The organism is Acetobacter sp. ESL1128, assembly GCF_058505085.1.
The window spans coordinates 2,563,899-2,582,363 of sequence record NZ_CP196369.1; the positions used below are offsets into that span (position 1 = coordinate 2,563,899).

Genomic DNA, 18,465 nt, shown 5'->3' on the forward strand with positions numbered 1-18,465 from the left:
GATTCATCGGCAATCCACTTTCGTCTTTAAAGAGAGCAAACCCATGATGACACGACAGAGGCTTGCCCGCTCCACCATTCTGGGCGGTATGATCATGATACCCCCCCTGACATCGGCCATTGCTGCCAAATCGGTTCGGGCGGCTGAAGTATCTGGCGAGGCCAGAACCACCCCGGCTGCCGCACCCGCAGGGCATGTGAACAAGGCTGCCAAAACCGTTGATGGTGCGCACGAGGACATTGCCGTTTTTGGGCGTGGCTCCACCCGCCAGATGACCAGCATCACCCGAAGCATGATGCAGCAGAGCGTGCCCGGCACATCCCCGCTCAAAGTGCTCAACCAGTTACCGGGGGTGATGTACCAGTCCTCAGACCCGTTTGGTGCCTATGAATACTCCAGCCAGATTTTTATGCGGGGCTTTGGCCAGTCGCAATTGGGCTTTACGCTGGATGACATTCCACTGGGGGACCAGCAGTTCAACAATTACAATGGGTTGGGAGTGACACGCTCCATCATTTCCGACAACATTGGTGGCGTGGACGTATCACAAGGTGCCGGGGCAATTGATGTTGCCTCTACCAGTAATCTGGGGGGGGCCATCCAGATTCATTCCATCGACCCATCGCATACACGGGGCGGCACTGTCAGCCAGACATTTGGAAGCAATGCGGCCAAGCGTACCTTTGTACGCCTTGAAAGCGGGGACCTGAATGCAGTCGGCACGCGCTTTTATGTATCCTACGCACGCACGGATATGAACCTGTGGAAAGGCGGTGGCTACAACTACTCGGATCAGGTCAACGCCAAGCTTGTCCAGCCTCTTGCCAATGGGTCCTCCCTAAAAGCCTTTTTCGACTGGAGCTCAACGCAACAGTTCGATTATCAGGACATGACCATGGGTTACCTGCATAGCATTGGCCCCAAACTGTCCAATTATTACCCGAACTATGCCGCGGCCTATAATGCAGCTCGTGGTATTTTTTCTCCCTCGATTGCTGCCACGTATGACCCGGCCGATGCCTCCTATTACGCAGGCACAGCCAACCGGGTAGATTATCTGGGTGGGCTGACACTGGACGAAAACCTAACCGACCGGCTGAACTGGAAAACAACGCTGTATGGCCATGCAGACAACGGCTACAGCACATGGACCTCACCCTATATGCCCTCCCCCAACGGGGCACCCCTGTCGCAACGCCTCCAGACACCCCAGATCGCACGCGGCGGGTTTGAAACCGCATTCACCTACAAGATTGCCCGCCATACCCTCAATGCCGGTGTGTGGTACGAATATGGTACGTTTAACGAAGGGCGCTACTTTAGCCAGGCACCATTACTGGGTCAGGGTACATTGGGTAATCCGACCAGCGGCTTTCCATCCAGCCAGATTTTTGCTCACCCGTGGCAGGAATCTTTTTCCTCCAACACCTTTGTCTTTCATCTACAGGACACCTACCGGGTCACAGACACGCTTACGGTCAATGCTGGCTTCAAATCCATGATCCTCAACGCTGGCAACAATGTGCCTACGCAAGACCCCTCCCTCCCCCAAGCGGCACAGGGGCGGCTGGAGGCATCCAATGCGTTCTTGCCACAGGTATCGGCCAACTGGCGTTTTCTGCCACACAACGAGCTGTTTTTTGATGTCTCGCACAACATGCGCGGCTTTCCCGAAGATGGCTACCAGACCAATATGGTAGCCACACCATGGGCAGCACAGCAAAACGTGTTCCAGAGCACAAAAAATGCCTTAAAACCCGAAACTGACTGGGTATATGAAGGCGGATACCGTTATACGACCCCCTTGGTCAGTGCTCTGGCATCGCTCTACCGGATCAATTTTTCCAACCGTCTGCAAATGACATATGGCGGGCAGAACATAAGCCCTACCCCAGTGGTCCAGAACGTTGGCAGCGTAACAGCCAATGGGGCTGAAGCCAGCATTACCGTCAGGCCGTTAAAAGGCCTTTCGATCTATAACTCATTTTCTTACAACCATTCCTCTTACGACCAGAACGTTGCCAGCGGTGGTGTTCTGTACCAGACCCAAGGCAAACAGATCCCGAACTATCCACAGTTCATGTACAAGGGCAGTATCAGCTACCATATTGGCAAACTCTCCGCCCATGTGGATGGCACTTACCTGTCCAGCCGTCAGCTAACATATACCAATGACCTACATGTTCCTGGGTATTTTCTGGCCAACTTTGGCACCCGCTACGATTTTGGGTCTGTCGGCCCCTTAAAAGGGCTATCCGCCAGCTTTAACATCTACAATCTGGCCAACAAAACCTACATTGCCACCACCAATGAGGCGGGGAACAACTTCATTAACAACGGTTTCAATTATTTCCTCATGGGCGCACCCAGACAGTTTTTTGGAACGATTAGCGCAAACTTCTGAGGTTTGTGTATCCACGACCCAGAACCCATTAAGGCGCTGGGAGCAGACACAATAAGGGCTTCACATATTGGTCTCTCATACTGTGAAGCCCTTTAGTTTTGCAGCCATGCCAGCCGAAAGGCGTTTTCTGCCAGCCTCACCCCAAATGGGCGGAACATGAAAAGGCCTTTACCCATGCGATCAGGGCACAGATTTTGCCCTGCATCACATTTAGAATAAATACTTCAGCCCCATGAACCATATGATGGAGGACGACACAAAAGATACAACGCAAGCCCCATAAACAAGGCTATGCCTGAATTTTTGTTGCTTCACAAAATCTGCAACTACAATAATCGTTAAAGGGCATCCCCAGATATACCGATGTATGGACATAAGCGATGTGGATGATGAGATCAGGAACGTGAACAGCAATATAGTTGCTTCAACACAATACTTTCTCTTGTACGCATACCATATAATAACGATGTCTATAAGGAAGCTTACAAAAAGATGCATCCCATGCAGATGTTTTAAATAGTTCCATGCAACAACCACAGGAATACGGAATTTTCGTTCCCACGCAATCTGGGCATGCGAAAATGCCAGACCATCCCCCATGAGATGATATAGATACAAGCTATACAACCCGATTGCGCTGAACCCCACCAGAGCAACCAGTGCGTAACTCATAAAATCATATTTTTTTGCGATTATATTTTTAAAACCTGCCTCTTTCATCAAGAAAAATGACAAGATCAAACCCACCACAAACCCGGTCGGCCGACAAAAAGAAAGAAGAAATATGGAGGCCATGAGCGCAGGCATATTCTTCTTATAAAAATTATACAGGCTGACCAGCAGCAGAATGCCATAAACACATTCTGTGTACTGGATTCTATCCCACAAGCAAAATATTGAGAAAAACGAAAGAAAAATAATAACCGTATTATCTAAATTGCACTTCCTGATTTCATTGTATTTTATCAAAAAATACGGAATGAAAAACAATATTATGTTGTTAATGATCAGGCCGGAAGCCTGCACGCTGAGTGTAGAAAGATACGAAAATCCCTTTATCATCAGGATATAAAGAGGAAAAAAACACCAATCTCCCATTCCTATCATCGTCTGATAGAGATGCGAATATTTTCCGTATCCATGATTAGCTATATAAGAATACCAATGGCAGTCCCAATGGCATGTGGCTGGCACCACTCCCCCAAACAAGGGAGTCAGCATAAAAAACATGGCCGTTGATAATATATAGAGAGATATATATTTTTTGTTGATTATTTTTTTCATCGTTAACATGTCGTGTCTCTTGCAGATTTCACGCAAATTGGCTTGACCCGCTCTTGAATATCAAGTCCCCCGTATATCTCAGCCTCAAGATACTCCCATGCACTGATATTTTTATTAATATAGTAATTCCTGTAATTCTGACTGACACGGGGATGAATCATAATGAAAAGTGAAAAAGCACTGAACACCGACAGAGAGAAAAACAATATTGTTATGAACAGTTTCTGAAACATTGTTTTTTCTTCGTCGGGTGGCATCTGTCTGTATCCATTGTTAAAAAAATATTTATGAAATCCATTGCGTTATACTGCATGAAACCAGACGCAACAGAACATAGTGCGCCATCACATCGCGTTTTACTCCTACCTTCAGACTAAAAAAGGAAGGCTTTTTGCATAAATTATATTTTCGTGTCAATATAATGACCGCAAATAAGCATGCTAATATTTTATTGAATAATATTTCTGTTACTACAGAAAAACACCCAAATTATGGGAAGAAAAGCATTATTTTGTTTATACGTAATTATTTCTGAATAAAGCCATAATGGGTTTTAGAGCACCAAGAGGAAGCTTCAGGCATGGTGCCGTAACGGCTATCCGCCAATATTTGGTCTAACCTATCTGTATCTACCCGATAGAGGATGCGCCGCAGCTGAATATTACGGCACGACTCCCCTGTTACGGCTTGGTAGCTACAGCAGAACTGGCAGAAGGTGCGGGAAAGCGAAGTTTGGCCAGTCGGGCCTCTTCCATCGGCAAAGGCGCATCCGTTGCGGAGACCACTCCGTTCTGGTGCAGAAGAAACGCGACCAGAGCTGCCGTATCCTGTGGCGGCAGGGTGCCCGGTGCCATGAGCGGCATGGCGCGAGATATATATCCGGCTAATTGGTCAATCGGGGTGTTCGCCCAACGTGCCGTAAAATACGTGCTCAGGTCCGGTACGTCATGCCCACCTTCAAGGTCGGCACCATGGCACATGGCGCAGGCTCCAGCATAAATCTGCGCGCCATGCGCCACCTGCTCAGCCGAAAACGAGACAGCATGCCCATTACCGCTTTGGCTAGCAGCATGGGCTGTATAATGCGTGTCAGCCCATGCCGGAGCAGTATGGAGCAAAAAGACCGACAGCACAGAAGCCAAAAGAGCAATACGCAGGGTAAAGGAACGGATCATGATAGTGCTCTTATCCGGCACGAGGCTGAAAACGGGTAAAAAGATCGCCAATAATAGCAATGGCCTTTTCTGCCTCGGCGCGGTCCGGGTGTTCAAAACTGTTCCCCACACCGTCCATCTCACCCAGTCCGGACATGTCATACCCCTGAATCATCACGCCATCGGATTTGGAAATCATGGCCGCACCTTTGTATTCCAGCGCATAAGATGCGTCGGGCTGAGGCGGGAGCCAGCTTGTCTGCCCACGGACAGGAATGAGGGATTTATCATTCCACCAGTCCCGCGCAGCATAGCCGGGGCAATTGATCACCACACGCTCGGGCAGGTCCGCCAGATCGGCAGGACTATGGAATTCGCGGATAACTATACGCCCACCTGCCTGATGGAACTCTTCGAGCAGAAGGTGGCCGTAAGAACCAAAATTGTAGATCATGAGCGGCGTGCGCCGTGCATAAGCTACGGGAAACGGGTTATCGGCCCCGGCCAGCAGTTCGGGTGCGGGAATAATATCGCTTATCAGGCTGGCATATTCGGCAAATTCCGCACTGTTCTGCGGCATACCTGTGGTGGCAAAGCTGCCTTTGGCCGCATCTGCTGGGGCAGGCACATGGTCGGCCGCATCCGGTGCTGTGTCGGAAAGAGTATAGTTATCCCGGAAATCGATTGGATTGCCCGGCATGCCCAGATAATCCCGATAGGTCTGCCAGGAGTAACGGGCCATTTTTTCCCACGTTCTGGCAAATTCGGGGCCAGCCTGCTGGGTTAGGGCTATGCGCGAATCTGGTGTCCAGCTCCCATTCGCCCGCACGGAACGGGTATGGGGGAGCAGGTCGCGGGTGTAGATGGTGACATCCAGCCCAGCACGCTGCGCGGTCAGGGCCGAAGTCAGGCCGATAATGCCACAGCCTATAACCGCCACCCTGCGTTCCAGCGTAGCCGCGGCATGCCCAACGGCCATGTAAGCCGCCCCCCATGAGAGCGACCAGCCGCTACCACCATGGCCGTAATTATGCACCACGGTTTTGCCCGCCACATGCTCCACATCCATGCGTGGGCCAGCAGGGCGGAACGGACGCAGACAGACCTTTATATCCATGATCTGGTCCGCATGAGCACGAATAGGCACAATACGCGGGATGGTTCCGTGCAGGGCCGTACGCCCAAGAGCGGCTGCTGCATCTGGGGTGGCGGCCCAGCCCCGTCGGGTGCTCCCCATTATTCCGGCTGCCAGAGAGGCCGCAAACAGGTCTCTGCGTTTCAAGCTGCGTATCCTAATTGTGTGATCAACTGGCGAATAGAAGACCTAGCATACGGGAGTTTGCCGTGCATGCGCTACCCCTGCGCGCAAAACGACCGACCATGAACTTGCAAAATGGGTGATTTATCTGACTGAGCAGGCTTTACACCCGGCAAAACTCCTGCTGGCAAGGATGCAACACATCTGTTGTACCGCATCTGGCGCAGGCGGGCAGGCACCCTACCAAGGAGAGGCTCAAAAGCTCCCCCTGGCAGGGTCAGATGCTCAGTTTTTGTAGTCAGGCTGTTCGCGGTCAAGCTTGCGGCGCAGGGCTTTCCAGATCATCTGCCCCTGATCGGGGTCCGTATCAAACTGGTTTTTGGCACGAAGCATTTTTTCTTCTGACGGAATGTGTAGCGGTACCCCGGTGGACTGCGCTGCAATCTGGATCTTGCAGGCCTGTTCCATGTAGTACATGCGATAAAATGCCTGTGCCACGGTGCTACCTACAGTCAGCAGGCCGTGGTTTTGCAAAATAATGGCATTGCGTGTGCCAAGGTCACGCACCAGGCGTTCACGCTCGCTCAGGTTGTCATCCGCTGCAATACCTTCGTAAGCATGGAAGGCAACTGCACCATAAAACTCGATATTGATCTGGTTAAGTGGAAGAATCCCCTGATCCTGTGCCGCAATAACCATACCGGCAAGGGTATGCGTATGCATGACGCATGCAGCATCCGGCCGATTGGCATGGACAGCGGAATGAATGACAAACCCGGCAGGATTGATGTTCCAGCTTGTTTTTTGCTGCGGAACACCATCTGCGTCCACCACAACCAGACTGCTGGCTGTAATTTCTTCAAACAGAAGCCCATACGGGTTAACCAGATAACGGTGCCCATCACCGGGCAGGCGGACGGAAAGGTGCGTATAAACCATATCCGTCATGTCAAAATGCGCGATAAGCCGGTATGCGGCTGCCAGGTCTTCGCGCAGTTCCTGTTCTGTCTGCTGTGTTGTCATTGTTGTGGTGTCCTTAAATTCAAAAAAGGTGGTTTCAGGCTGAGGCAACGCGCTTGAAATGTCCAAAAGTTGCTGTTTTGCGTGCCCCTTCGGGGAGCTTGAGATCCCCTTTTTCAACCTTGCGCACCAGATACTGGTATGTCTGCAAGGCCTGCGCCCACATGTGCTCGCCAATAGTGATGGTTTCGTAGGAAGCCGCATCATCCTTGGCAAAAGCCGGTAACGGGCGGATCTGGGTATGGTAGTCGCAGGCGTAAAAGAGCGGGAAGGAATAGCGCTCTTCGGCAACCTTGCGCACCCTGTGTGCTGTTGCCACAAACTCGCCTGCGGTCATGACTTCGAGCATGTCACCAATATTGACCACAAACGCTCCGGGGATGGGGGGCGCGTCAATCCAGTCTCCGTGCCCGTTCATCACTTCCAGCCCCGGCTTGTCTGCCAGAAGAATTGTAAAGCATTCGTAATCCGTATGAGCACCAATGCCGGGCGCATCCTGCGCCTGTGCGTCATGCGGGTAATGGATCATGCGCAGCTTGGAGGGCGGAAAATTGGCTACGGAATCAAAGTAGTTTTCCTCCAGCCCCAGAGCGAGAGCAAAACCGCTGAAGAGCTTGCGACCCAGATCAAACACCGCACGGTAATAAGCTTCCGCCGCAGCCTGAAAACCGGGGAGGTCCGGCCAGTTGTTAGGGCCAAGCAACGGGGTTCCGGCTTGCACCAGCGGGTGATTGGCCGGAACTTCGTAGCCAATATCAAACGCTTCCTTGTGATCGGGGCGGCCAGCGGAATACACCTCCTCCCCTTCAGGCACAAAACCTTTGTGGGTGGCAGAGGTGCCTATGTAATATTCCATCTTCTTTTCAAAAGGCTGGGCAAAAAAATCACGCGCAGCCTTGCGCACGCCCTCGATCAGATCCTCTGGCACATTATGCCCGGAAATAAAGAGAAAACCGACATTACGCGCAGCATCACCCAGCTTGTCCGCTACGGCCTGACGTTGCGCAATATCAGGGCTGTACAGACCACTGATATCAATAACGGGAATACGGGTGAAAGTTTCGGTGGTGGTGGAAACGGACATCAACCCAGTTCCTTTTTACTGCCACGCGCTGACATGGCCTGTTGAAAATGCTGGCGTTCTGTCTGGCCAGTCCAGATGTTAAGGGACCACAGGTCCGCAACCGGCATGTTGGTAAACGGCAAGGTGTGCAGGTAACCATCCGGCCCACATTCGGGGGTCATGGTGGTTGTGGTGTAGCCCCGCGCAAGCTGGCTCTGCCAGATCTGCTGCCAGATGCTCTGGTGGAACCGTAAGGCGGGTGCATATTCCGGCGCGCCGGGATGGGGTGCCTGTGGCCCCTGATCATACCCCACCCGTGCCTGAATGTGATGCACACGCTCGACAAAAGCGGACAGGTCATCTGCCGGGTCATTCAGCAGGCGTTCACAGCACACAACCCAGTGGCTTATGTCCGCCGTAAACAGCATATCCGGCACCTGTGCTAACACATCCAGTGTTACCCACGGTGTTGCCAGAATACGGGAGCGGTGTGTTTCAAAACAGCAGAGCACATTGGCTGCACGGCAGATTTCCTGCGCCTGCGCAATAAACTCTGCCTGCTGGCTTGCGGGCCAGCGGTCGTTGCCCCCCAGAATGGTGACAAACCGGGGGTTCATGGGCAATGCGCGGTCCACAGCACACCGCAGGTCGTCCAGATGATTTTGAACAGAGGCACTCTGGTTGGGAATAACGCCGCCACCTGTCATGGCTATGGCGATATACGGTGCCCCTTCTTCTCGCAAAATAGTGCTGCATTCCTGTGCGGCAGCATGGGTTGGAGGAATACGCGCCTCAAACCCGGTAAACCCCGCGGCACGGGCTTCCGCCAGTGGGATGTCCCACCGGCGGTTATCTCCCCACAATGTTCGGAAAAGTTCAAATTTCATCATCGCTTTCCCGGTTTTTATTCAGGTATCAGAAGTTGTAGTGCAGGTCGCAGCCAACCCAGCGGGGTGTCTGGATATACTGGGCGCGGTTCCCGTCACTTCCGGTAAAGGAGTAGGTGGAGCCGTGATTGTCCTGCAGGTTGTCAACATAAACTGCAGCAGTCCATTTGCCGGTTTTGGGGCCAACTTCCATCCGCAGGCCAAGCGAGCTGATCTTGCTGGTCTGGGCGTTACTGTCACCCAATGCGGCCCACATGTTGTCTTTCCATGTGTAGCTGGCCTGCAATGTGGTGCGGTAGCGGTCAAAGTTGATGTTGTAACGTGCAACAGCACTCCATGAGAACCGTGGCGCAAACGGAAGCTGGGAGTTATGCGCGATCTTTGGGTCCAGTGTCAGGCCGGGCAGCGAGTCAACCGGGCTTTTGATCTGTGCATCCAGGTAGGCAAAGGAACCACGCAGATCAAGATTAGGAATAACGTTATGCAAGGTGGTGGAAACTTCGCCACCCCGTGTGCGTGCACGCGGAATAGTGCCCAGCGTCAGCGAGTTGCTGGAAATGTTTGAATTTGCATAAGGGTGGAACGTACCAAAGAAGAGTGTCTGACGGTTGTGATATTCGTAGTCAAACAGGGAGCCTTCCAGAATAACCTTGTTATGCAGCAGGGAGGATTTGATCCCGACTTCATAAGCAATCAGATTTTCCGGACGGACATAATCCAGTGCTGCGGGCGCCAGAACAGGGGCTGCAAAATAACTGCCTGCCTTATAACCGTTGGAAATGGTGCCATAAGCATAAGTGCCCGGTACAATCTGGTAACGCAGACCAACACGCCCGGTAAAGCGCTCGTAATCGTGCTGCTGGTTAAGATGGTTGATCGCACCATTAAGCGTTGCATTGTACGGAGCAGCAAGGCGCGGGCTTCCGTTCCCGACCGCCGAGTACACCGAACCACCATTAAAGCCACGTTCATCATAGGAAAAACGACCAGACGCGATAAAGTCCAGCTTTTTCGTGATATTGGTAACCGTGTTGACATAAACACCGGTGGACAGGTTCTGCTGCGAAAAATGGTTGGTCAGGTTGACCATGCTACCGGGGTCATCCATGCGGTAGCTGGTGTAGCTACCATCAATCTTGTCATAAGATTCGTAAACACCAACCGTCAGATGGAAGATTTTGGCCAGATTCATGCGCAGGTGCATGTCATGCGACTGGGCAATAGCCGTATCGTTCCAGCGGTAATCGGCATATTTGGTGCCAACGCCGCCTACCACGCCCGTACCGTCGGAGCGCACCCCGCCAGCAACGGTGCCAAGACCATCGTAGTTATCCAGATCATTCCGGCGGTAAAAATCGATCCCCGTTGTGGAGGAGAACGTACCAAAATCAAAAATTTTGGTAAAGTTGAGCGAAACACCACCGCCATTTTCGTTGCGTTGGGGCGGGGTATTGCCAACATTAACAGCATGCGGGTTGGGGTTTGCACCCACACCACCATTGGCAACCGTATCCATATCCTGAGGGGATGTGGACCGCCCCTTATCACGCGTATAGTGGATGTTCAGCAGGAAGGATGAGGTATCATCCACCGTAAATTTGGTCAGGTTACGCATTGCCAGCAGATCCTGCGAGCCATAACGCGCACCCGTTGCAACGTCTTTCTGCCAGCCGTCGCCCTTGACATAGTTAAAGGCCAGACGGTTTGAAATCTTGCTTGTAATGGGGGTGTTAATGGCAAAGCGGCCACGGCTGGTATTGTAGCTACCATAACCCCACTCCGCATAACCCCCAAACTTATCGGATGGTTTTACGGACTGTACGTTAATGCTACCACCCGTGGTGCTGCGCCCCATATCAAAACCCTGCGGGCCTTTTTCCGTTGCAACACTTTCCACATCCAGCATCTGGCCGGTGTAGAACACGGGGAACGGAGCCAAAACGCCATCAAGATAAATACCAATGCCACCCATGTTGGTGCCAACGTAGTCATCCAGCCCAACACCACGAATGGAGAAAATGGGAGCCGAACCAGAAACAGCGTTGGTTGCCGTCACACCGGGGGTAAAGGAGGCAATGTCCTTGGGGTTCTCCAGATGGAGCGAGCGGAGCTCCTGCCCGCTGATCACGTTGACCGTGGTTGGCTCGGACAGATAGCGATGGGCATGGGTCTGCGTGACTTCAACCTGCTCGGAGCCCCCTTGCCGAGGGGCTGAGCTTTTGCGGCGTGGCGCAGTACCCGCATGCTTATGGCCTGGGGCACTGTGGCTTGCATCTGCAGACGGCGGGCTTGCAGCAGAGGGTGCAGCCGTTGCCAGTGGGGAGGTGGATGCCAAAAGCAGGCAGGGCAGAGCTGGCAGGGTAACATACGCTGGAACCGAAGCCAGAAGGCGGAAGGACCGACGTAAAAACAAGGATTTCATGCCCGTATTCCTGATTTTATTCCAGTTGGAACCGGCCCTGGGCTTATAAGGCAACCGGTCTTTTCATTTCCATTTGATAACGAAATCTCCGGCACATTCGTTTGAAAATGACTAAATCATACTTTTGCTTGTTGGTATGCGGCCCTGTAGCGTCTCAATAACGGAGCATCTGGTTAAGAAAATTCTGTGCCCGCTCCGACTTGGGCGAGGTAAAAAAAGTTTCCGGGGGCGTAATTTCTACAATTTTCCCCTGATCCATAAAAATAATACGGTCAGCAATCCGGCGGCTAAACGCCATCTCGTGGGTTACGCAAACAGTTGTAATACCCTGCTCTGCCAGTTCGTCCATAATACCAACCACCCCCACAATGGCCTCGGGGTCCAGCGCTGCGGTTGGTTCATCAAACAGCATCACTTCTGGCTGCATACACAGGGCACGGGCAATGGCTACACGCTGCTGCTGCCCACCAGACAACTGAATGGGGTATTTATCTGCCTGATCGGGAATCCCCACCTGTTCCAGATAACGGCGGGCAAGGGCGGTAGCTTCCATACGGGTCATGCGCCTGACCCGTATGGGGGCGAGGATACAGTTTTCCAGCACGCTCAGATGCGGGAACAGATTATAGTTCTGGAACACCATCCCAACCATGCAACGGAGCTGTATGGGGTCCGTCTTTTCATTGATCAGCTTGCCATCAATGGTAAGCATACCGCTGTCATGCGGTTCAATCTGGTTGAGCGTGCGGATAAGGGTTGATTTTCCCGACCCGGATGGCCCCAGAACCACAATTTTTTCACCACGGCTTATATCAAAATCCACACGGTCCAGAGCAACAAACTTGCCGAACAGTTTGCTCATTCCCCGGACGGAGATCATGGGATTGGTTGTGGTTTCATGCTGCATTGGAAACAACCTTTTTGCGGTCAGACCAGGAAAAACGTCGTTCCACCCGTTTCTGAAGGAAAAGGAAAAAGAACACCATGACAAGGTAGTAAATCAGTGCGGCGGCATAATACTCGGTAAAAGCAAATGTCCGTGCCACCTGTATCTGGGTGACCGCCAGCAACTCCTGCAACGAGATAACAGACGCCAGAGACGTGATTTTTAACAGATTGATAAATTCGTTAATGGTTGGCGGCAGGGCAATACGAAAAGCCTGCGGAAAAATAACGCGCCAGTAAATATCACGCCGGCTCAGGCCCAGAGCACTTGCGCCAAGTTCCTGCCCCGGATCAACCGCGCTCAATGCGGCACGATTGATTTCGACCTGATAAGCCGATTCATTAATGGACAGAGCCAGAATGGTGGCCAGAAAAGGCGTAAACCACTGTTCCCGAAAAATGGGGAAAAACTGCGGCACCGCATTCCAGATAAACAGAAGCTGGAGCAGTGTGGGCGCAGCCCGGAACAGCGACACATAACCCTCCAGCGCCACCTTTAGCAGCGATTTTTGCGGGCTATTCAAAACAATGGCGATCGGCACGGAAATTGTGATGGCAATAAAGTGCGAAATCAGCGCAACACTCAGGGTAATCAGTGCACCGTGCAAAAATGCCATGGACGTAAGAGCGGAAAAGAATGCGCTCCAGTCAAACATTCCGCCTGCCCCGGCCTGCGCTGCATCGCCTTTTGTGGACTGGTCGGTAACAGACCATTTGGTGCGGAATGTTTGCAGCGTACCATCGCTATCCAACGCCGATATGGCGTTCTGCAACAGTGTCCGGTCCTCAGGATTCTGGCGGATATAAATGGCAAAATGGCGGTAATCCGGAATATTGGGGGTAATCAGCACATGCAGTTTGTCCCCCAACTGGCGCATACGGTAAAAAAGCTCGACATCCTGACTGACGAAGGCAAAAACACGCCCGATCAGCACCTGCTGCACCACCTGCTCTTCGGTTGGGTATTGCTGGATGATCATGGGGGGCTTGCCCGCAGCAATCAGGGCATCGTTTACAACCCCCAGCCGGGTTACGTAGCTGGTGCCGGATTCCACCGCGACATCCTTGCCCGACAGTTCATCCATACTGCTCAGGGAAGGAGTGCCTTTGCGCCCGACAACAACAAGCGCCGTATCCTGGTAGGAAACGGCATCAAAGCTTTTTTCCCGCGCGGGGGTGCGGATAATACCGCTCATGACCAGACCGCAGCGTTGGGCAGAAAGGCTGGGGAACAGCCCCGTAAAATCCATGGTGATCACAGACAGGCGGGCATGCCAGCGCGTGGCCAGTGCCTGTGCCACGTCTATGTCAAACCCTTCCGGGTGTGTAACATCCTGCCCTTTTACAAAGGTCATGGGGGGCAGCGTGGGGTTGGTACAAACGGTTAATGTGCCGTCCTGCACGAACGAGGGAACCTGCTCCGCCCGGGCTGCGCCGGGCAGCACTGCTGCGGTAAGCGCAACCGCAAGGGCCGCAACCGGACGAAGCCTGCGGGGGAGCCGCAGGTAAGATAAAACGCTGGTCATCAATAGGAAGCTTCCAGAAGGGCACGGAACGTCTCGACCATCAGGCTGGTTTCGGGGGACGTACGTGCCAGAAAATGACAGCAGGTGATCAGCCGCAGATCGTTAAAAACAATCCGGCGCAGCAAACCCTGTGCAACAAGAGGAGCGGCAAACACTTCGGGCAGAAAGCCCATATAACTGCCAGAAAGAATGAGCAGGGCGCGCGCATCCACCTTGTCGGCCTTGGCACGATAGGTAAACAGCGGGCGTATCTCCTCCCACCTGTCGGATGTGGCGGCATCTGCCACGCTGACCATGCTGTGGCTGGTTAGCACATCAAGGGTGATGTCTTCTTCAGGCATATGGAAAAGAGGATGGCGGGAGCCACAGAACAGAAAAGACGCCTCCGCCACAAGCGGGCGGCAACCCAACGGGGCCTGCCCCTGTGCATACAAAGCAATGCCAGCCGTGGCCTGCCCGGTCATGACTGCAACTTCTACCTCCTTGGTGGAGGCGGAATGCAGGTTCATGAACACACCAGGGTGGCTTTGCGTAAAGGTGTGAATGGCTTTGACCAGCGGTGTCTCACCATGGGTCTGTATGTTATCGGGAACATACAGGTTAAAAGTGCCGCTGAGCATGCCACTGGTCTGGTTGATCTGCTGGCGGAAGTTCTCCAGACTGACAAAGAGTTTGCGGGTTGCCTCCAGCACCTCGCGCCCTTCATCCGTAAGGGCAAAGCCACTGCGGCCGCGCAGGCAGATGGTCAGGCCCAGACGGGTTTCCAGCGCGGAAATATCCAGACTGATAGACGATTTGCTTTTGCCCAGTGTAATTTCGGCCGCACTGAAGCCCCCCTGTTCCGCCACAGTGTGAAAGACACGCAGCAGCCGCAGATCAATTTCGGAAACATGCCCCTGAAAACCGCGTGGCCTCTTTCTGGGGCGGGGTGTTTTATGGCTGCTTCCCGTCATGGTTTGAATGCTCCTGTCGGATGGGGCGTCAAGAAGAGGGCGGAAGGTGCTGCCAAAGGCTCCTGTTCTATGCTGGCAAACCGTTATCGTTCTTTATCCAGAATAATTATGACGTGGAAAATATACGATGTGAAGAGAGAACCAGTGCAATGCATAAACATACGCGCACCAGAACGCGGCAGAATGACGGTTTTCCGCGTTGTTTGCCTATGTTTGCGAAAAAACCAAAGTAAACTCATATCTGTTCATATTGGGTCCGAAACGAGGCTCGGATAGCCTGCAAGGGAAAACAGATACCTTGGGGATTGACAAGACATGGCTGCAAACAGGTGGTTTATTGATAGCGAAACCGGTGTGCTGACAGATGTTCTTTTATGCCCGCCAGATTATTATGAATGGATTCCGAGCAACGACATCGCCATTCAGACCATGGCTGGCGGTGGCAGTATTGACCGGAACATCCTGAGCAGCCAGTTCAACGAGCTGGTTTCCACCCTCAAGGGGGCGGATGTTTCCTGCCATTTTCTCACGCCGCACAAGGGCATGCCTTACGAGGTTTACACCCGCGACAGCTCGCAGACCACGCCATTTGGCACGGTAGTCACCAGCCTTTCCCGCCCTGAACGGGTGGGGGAAGAAAAGGAAATCCGCACCTTTTATGCACCCGACGAAATCTGGCGCACCTGCACCGCAGGCCGGATTGAAGGGGGGGATATTCATATCATCCGCCCCGGTCTTCTGGCCGTAGGGGTCAGTGGTGGGCGCACGGATACCAAAGGGGCGGCCGAGTTCATCAGCTGGTTTGAAGAAGCAGGCTGGACCTGCCGCATGATCCATTTTCCCGAACATTTCCTGCATCTGGACGTTATTTTCTGCATGGTGGCGGAAAATCTGGCGATTGCGGCAGTCGATGTGCTGGACGAAGCAGATCTGGAGTGGTTCCGTGAGCAGGGTATCCGTATTCTGCCCGTAACCTACCGTGAAGCCATGCGGGATATGGGGTGCAATGTGCTGGCTCTGGGGCGTGACCGGGTTGTAAGCCCGCGCCATTCCACCCGTATCAATGCCATGCTGCGGGCCGAAGGGTTGAGTGTGCTTGACCCGGAACTGAACCAGTTCTCCCGCGGGGGGGGCAGCATTCATTGCATGACCATGCCTTTGCGCCGTCAGTCTTTGCAGACCGCGTAAGGCACAAACTAAAGGAGCAGGGGCAGATGCCAGCACGGATTGTTATCAGCGCAGATGGCAAGAAGGCGTATGAAAGCTGGCATCAGGCCTTTGCTGCTGTCGCGCCTGATCTGGATGTCTGCTCATGGTATGACCCTGCGTGGGAAGTCGGGGGGGATGATTACGCACTCGTCTGGACCCCCGAACCTGAACATATGGAACGCCTTGCGGGCATGCAGGGGATTATCTGCACCGGAGCGGGTGTTGACCACCTTCTGGCGCACGAACACTTCCCCCGCACGGTTCCACTTGTCCGCATGGGCGGGGAGCAAACCGCACGGCTGATGGCCGATTATGTTCTGTGGGCGGTTATCGGTCTGCTGCGGGATGCCCGGACATGGGCCGTGCAGCAGCAGCAGGGCATATGGCGCAACAATGTATGCTGCCGCACATCCAGCACGACCAGAGTAGGCGTTATGGGGCTGGGCCACCTTGGGGCCTATGTGGCACAGGCGCTGGCACAGGTCGGTTTTTGCGTATCGGGCTGGAAGCGTACCCCGGCCGAACTGGATGGCATAACGGTCTGGAGTGGGGCGGACACATTGCCCGATTTTCTGGCCGAGCTGGATGTTCTGGTCAATCTTCTACCCGCAACCCCTGCAACTGACGGGCTGATCAACCACACCCTGCTCAGCCAGTTGCCCAAAGGGGCCGGGTTTATCAATGTCGGGCGTGGGCGCCACGTGGTGCAAAGCGATTTGCTCCGTGCTCTGGATGATGGAACACTCTGTGGCGCAGTACTGGATGTGGTAACACCAGAACCCCTACCACCAGCAGATCCCCTGTGGCACCACCCACGCCTGACCATAACTCCCCATGTTGCCTCTGAGGCCGCGCGGGAGGTGCAGGCCCGTTACGTAGCCGACGTGGTGCGCAGTCTGGAGCGGGGGGAAAAACCCGCATTACTGTGCGACACAGCACGTGGTTACTAAAAACCGAACAGCTTGAAACAGGGAATGGACAGGATATGAGCCAGCACGCCAACCTGACAGTAAACGGACAGGCCCTGTGGCATGACCTTGTCACAACCGCAGCCTTTGGCGGCACAGAAAAAGGTGGCGTCTGCCGCCTTGCCCTGACGGATGAAGACAGGCAGGTTCGCGTCTGGTTTGAGCAGACATGCACGGCACTTGGCTGCACGGTTACGTATGACTCCATGGGCAACCAGTTTGCACGCCGCCCCGGCACACATGATGACCTCCCCCCTATTATGATGGGCAGCCACCTGGACACACAGGTCACAGGTGGTCGCTTTGATGGTATTCTGGGGGTGCTGGGGGGCATTGCCGTTTTGCGCGCCCTGCATGATGCAGGAGTTACAACCAAGCATGCGCTGGAAGTTGTAAACTGGACCAACGAGGAAGGCGCACGCTTTACCCCGCCCATGCTGGCATCGGGCGTTTTTGGGGGAGCCTTTACCGAGGAATTCGCAGGCTCCCGCGCCGATGGAGCCGGCATAACCCTACGGCAGGAACTCGAACGCGGTGGTTTTGTTGGCACAGAACCCTGTGGCCAGCACCCTGCCGCTGCATATTTTGAACTGCACATTGAGCAAGGCCCCGTGCTGGAAGCCGAAGACCGCACCATAGGCGTGGTAACGGGTGTACAGGGCATGCGCTGGTACGAGGTTGTTGTACGTGGTCGCTCCGCCCATGCAGGCACAACCCCCATGCCCATGCGCAAGGACGCACTCCTGGCTGCCGCACGCATGATTGAACAGGTCAATGCCGTGGCTCAGGCCCATGCGCCTGAAGGGCTAAGCACCATTGGTATTATTACGGCACTCCCGGCCAGCAGCAACGTTGTGCCACGGGAGGTCCGCTTTACAGTGGACCTGCGCAACCCGTCAGAGCCTGTCTTACAGACCATGGAAGAAGATTTCCTACAGCGCATGCAGGCCTGTGCACTGGAAAACGATGTGCAGGTCACGGTTACACCAACATGGAACTCCCCGGCCGTTCATTTTGACCCACGTTGCATTGCCAGCGTTAAGGAAAGCACGGAAGAACTTGGCTACAGCATGCGCGATATTGTTTCCGGCGCCGGGCATGATGCCGTTTATGTCTCCCGTGTTGTACCAACTGCCATGATCTTTGTGCCATGCCTGCATGGCATCAGCCATAACGAGGCAGAAAGCGCCACACCGGAAGACGTCACGGCGGGCAGCAATGTTCTGTTGAATGCTGTTTTGAAAGCTGATCATCTTTTTTAAAGAGATCTTTTTTCACTACACCCCTTCAAAGACCATTCTGGTTTTCCAGTCCTAGAAACTGCACTTTATAAAAAGGGGAGGAAGAAGTTGATCTTCTCCCTCCCCTTTAT

14 protein-coding genes are annotated in these 18,465 nt (G+C 53.5%); 4 read left to right on the forward strand and 10 right to left on the reverse strand.

What is annotated here, in order from left to right:
• Positions 1-43 precede the first annotated feature (43 nt).
• Positions 44-2,404, forward strand: coding sequence for a TonB-dependent receptor (locus ACSYTG_RS12030; protein ID WP_489783353.1), 2,361 nt, complete (start codon positions 44-46; stop codon positions 2,402-2,404).
• Positions 2,405-2,614: 210 nt separating this feature from the next.
• Here the strand turns inward: ACSYTG_RS12030 and ACSYTG_RS12035 are convergent, their stop codons facing one another.
• The 10 genes from ACSYTG_RS12035 to ACSYTG_RS12080 all read right to left on the reverse strand — a co-directional run bounded on the left by ACSYTG_RS12035 (position 2,615) and on the right by ACSYTG_RS12080 (position 14,916).
• Positions 2,615-3,697 (reverse strand): hypothetical protein, encoded by a 1,083-nt coding sequence (locus tag ACSYTG_RS12035; RefSeq protein ID WP_489783354.1) that lies wholly within the window; start codon positions 3,695-3,697, stop codon positions 2,615-2,617.
• Between the two features lie 671 nt (positions 3,698-4,368).
• Positions 4,369-4,863, reverse strand: a complete 495-nt coding sequence (locus ACSYTG_RS12040) for a c-type cytochrome (RefSeq protein WP_489783355.1) — start codon at positions 4,861-4,863, stop codon at positions 4,369-4,371.
• Positions 4,864-4,873: 10 nt separating this feature from the next.
• Entirely contained in the window at positions 4,874-6,124 is a 1,251-nt protein-coding gene (locus tag ACSYTG_RS12045) for an FAD-dependent oxidoreductase (RefSeq protein ID WP_489783356.1), read from the reverse strand.
• Positions 6,125-6,385: 261 nt separating this feature from the next.
• Positions 6,386-7,123 carry a class II aldolase/adducin family protein gene (locus ACSYTG_RS12050; protein ID WP_086645166.1) on the reverse strand — a complete coding sequence of 246 codons (738 nt, stop codon included), beginning with the start codon at positions 7,121-7,123 and terminating at the stop codon, positions 6,386-6,388.
• A 34-nt stretch (positions 7,124-7,157) separates the two neighbouring features.
• The gene (locus ACSYTG_RS12055; protein WP_165926369.1) at positions 7,158-8,204 is read right to left on the reverse strand and encodes an isopenicillin N synthase family dioxygenase; all 1,047 of its coding nucleotides are present in this window, start codon (positions 8,202-8,204) and stop codon (positions 7,158-7,160) included.
• The gene (locus ACSYTG_RS12060) at positions 8,204-9,073 is read right to left on the reverse strand and encodes a sugar phosphate isomerase/epimerase family protein (protein ID WP_491706429.1); all 870 of its coding nucleotides are present in this window, start codon (positions 9,071-9,073) and stop codon (positions 8,204-8,206) included. Before ACSYTG_RS12060 ends, ACSYTG_RS12055 begins: the two co-directional genes overlap by 1 nt.
• A gap of 25 nt (positions 9,074-9,098) precedes the next feature.
• Positions 9,099-11,492: a TonB-dependent receptor gene (locus ACSYTG_RS12065; protein ID WP_098123156.1), complete on the reverse strand. Its 2,394-nt coding sequence runs from the start codon at positions 11,490-11,492 to the stop codon at positions 9,099-9,101.
• A gap of 154 nt (positions 11,493-11,646) precedes the next feature.
• Positions 11,647-12,399: an amino acid ABC transporter ATP-binding protein gene (locus ACSYTG_RS12070; protein WP_489783358.1), complete on the reverse strand. Its 753-nt coding sequence runs from the start codon at positions 12,397-12,399 to the stop codon at positions 11,647-11,649.
• Positions 12,389-13,963, reverse strand: coding sequence for an ABC transporter substrate-binding protein/permease (locus ACSYTG_RS12075; protein ID WP_489783359.1), 1,575 nt, complete (start codon positions 13,961-13,963; stop codon positions 12,389-12,391). The genes ACSYTG_RS12070 and ACSYTG_RS12075 overlap by 11 nt, the downstream gene beginning before the upstream one ends.
• A complete protein-coding gene (locus ACSYTG_RS12080; protein WP_489783360.1) occupies positions 13,963-14,916 on the reverse strand; it encodes a LysR family transcriptional regulator in 954 nt (317 codons plus the stop codon). Before ACSYTG_RS12080 ends, ACSYTG_RS12075 begins: the two co-directional genes overlap by 1 nt.
• Positions 14,917-15,231: 315 nt before the next feature.
• Between ACSYTG_RS12080 and ACSYTG_RS12085 the strand changes: the two genes are divergently transcribed.
• Genes ACSYTG_RS12085 through ACSYTG_RS12095 form a run of 3 tightly spaced genes read left to right on the forward strand, consistent with a single transcriptional unit; the run spans position 15,232 to position 18,355 of the window.
• Complete coding sequence (locus ACSYTG_RS12085) at positions 15,232-16,104, forward strand: dimethylarginine dimethylaminohydrolase family protein (RefSeq protein ID WP_086645137.1); 873 nt, start codon at positions 15,232-15,234, stop codon at positions 16,102-16,104.
• 26 nt (positions 16,105-16,130) lie between these two features.
• Positions 16,131-17,075 (forward strand): 2-hydroxyacid dehydrogenase, encoded by a 945-nt coding sequence (locus ACSYTG_RS12090; RefSeq protein WP_489783361.1) that lies wholly within the window; start codon positions 16,131-16,133, stop codon positions 17,073-17,075.
• A 35-nt stretch (positions 17,076-17,110) separates the two neighbouring features.
• Positions 17,111-18,355 (forward strand): M20 family metallo-hydrolase, encoded by a 1,245-nt coding sequence (locus ACSYTG_RS12095; RefSeq protein ID WP_489783362.1) that lies wholly within the window; start codon positions 17,111-17,113, stop codon positions 18,353-18,355.
• The last annotated feature ends 110 nt before the right edge of the window (positions 18,356-18,465 follow it).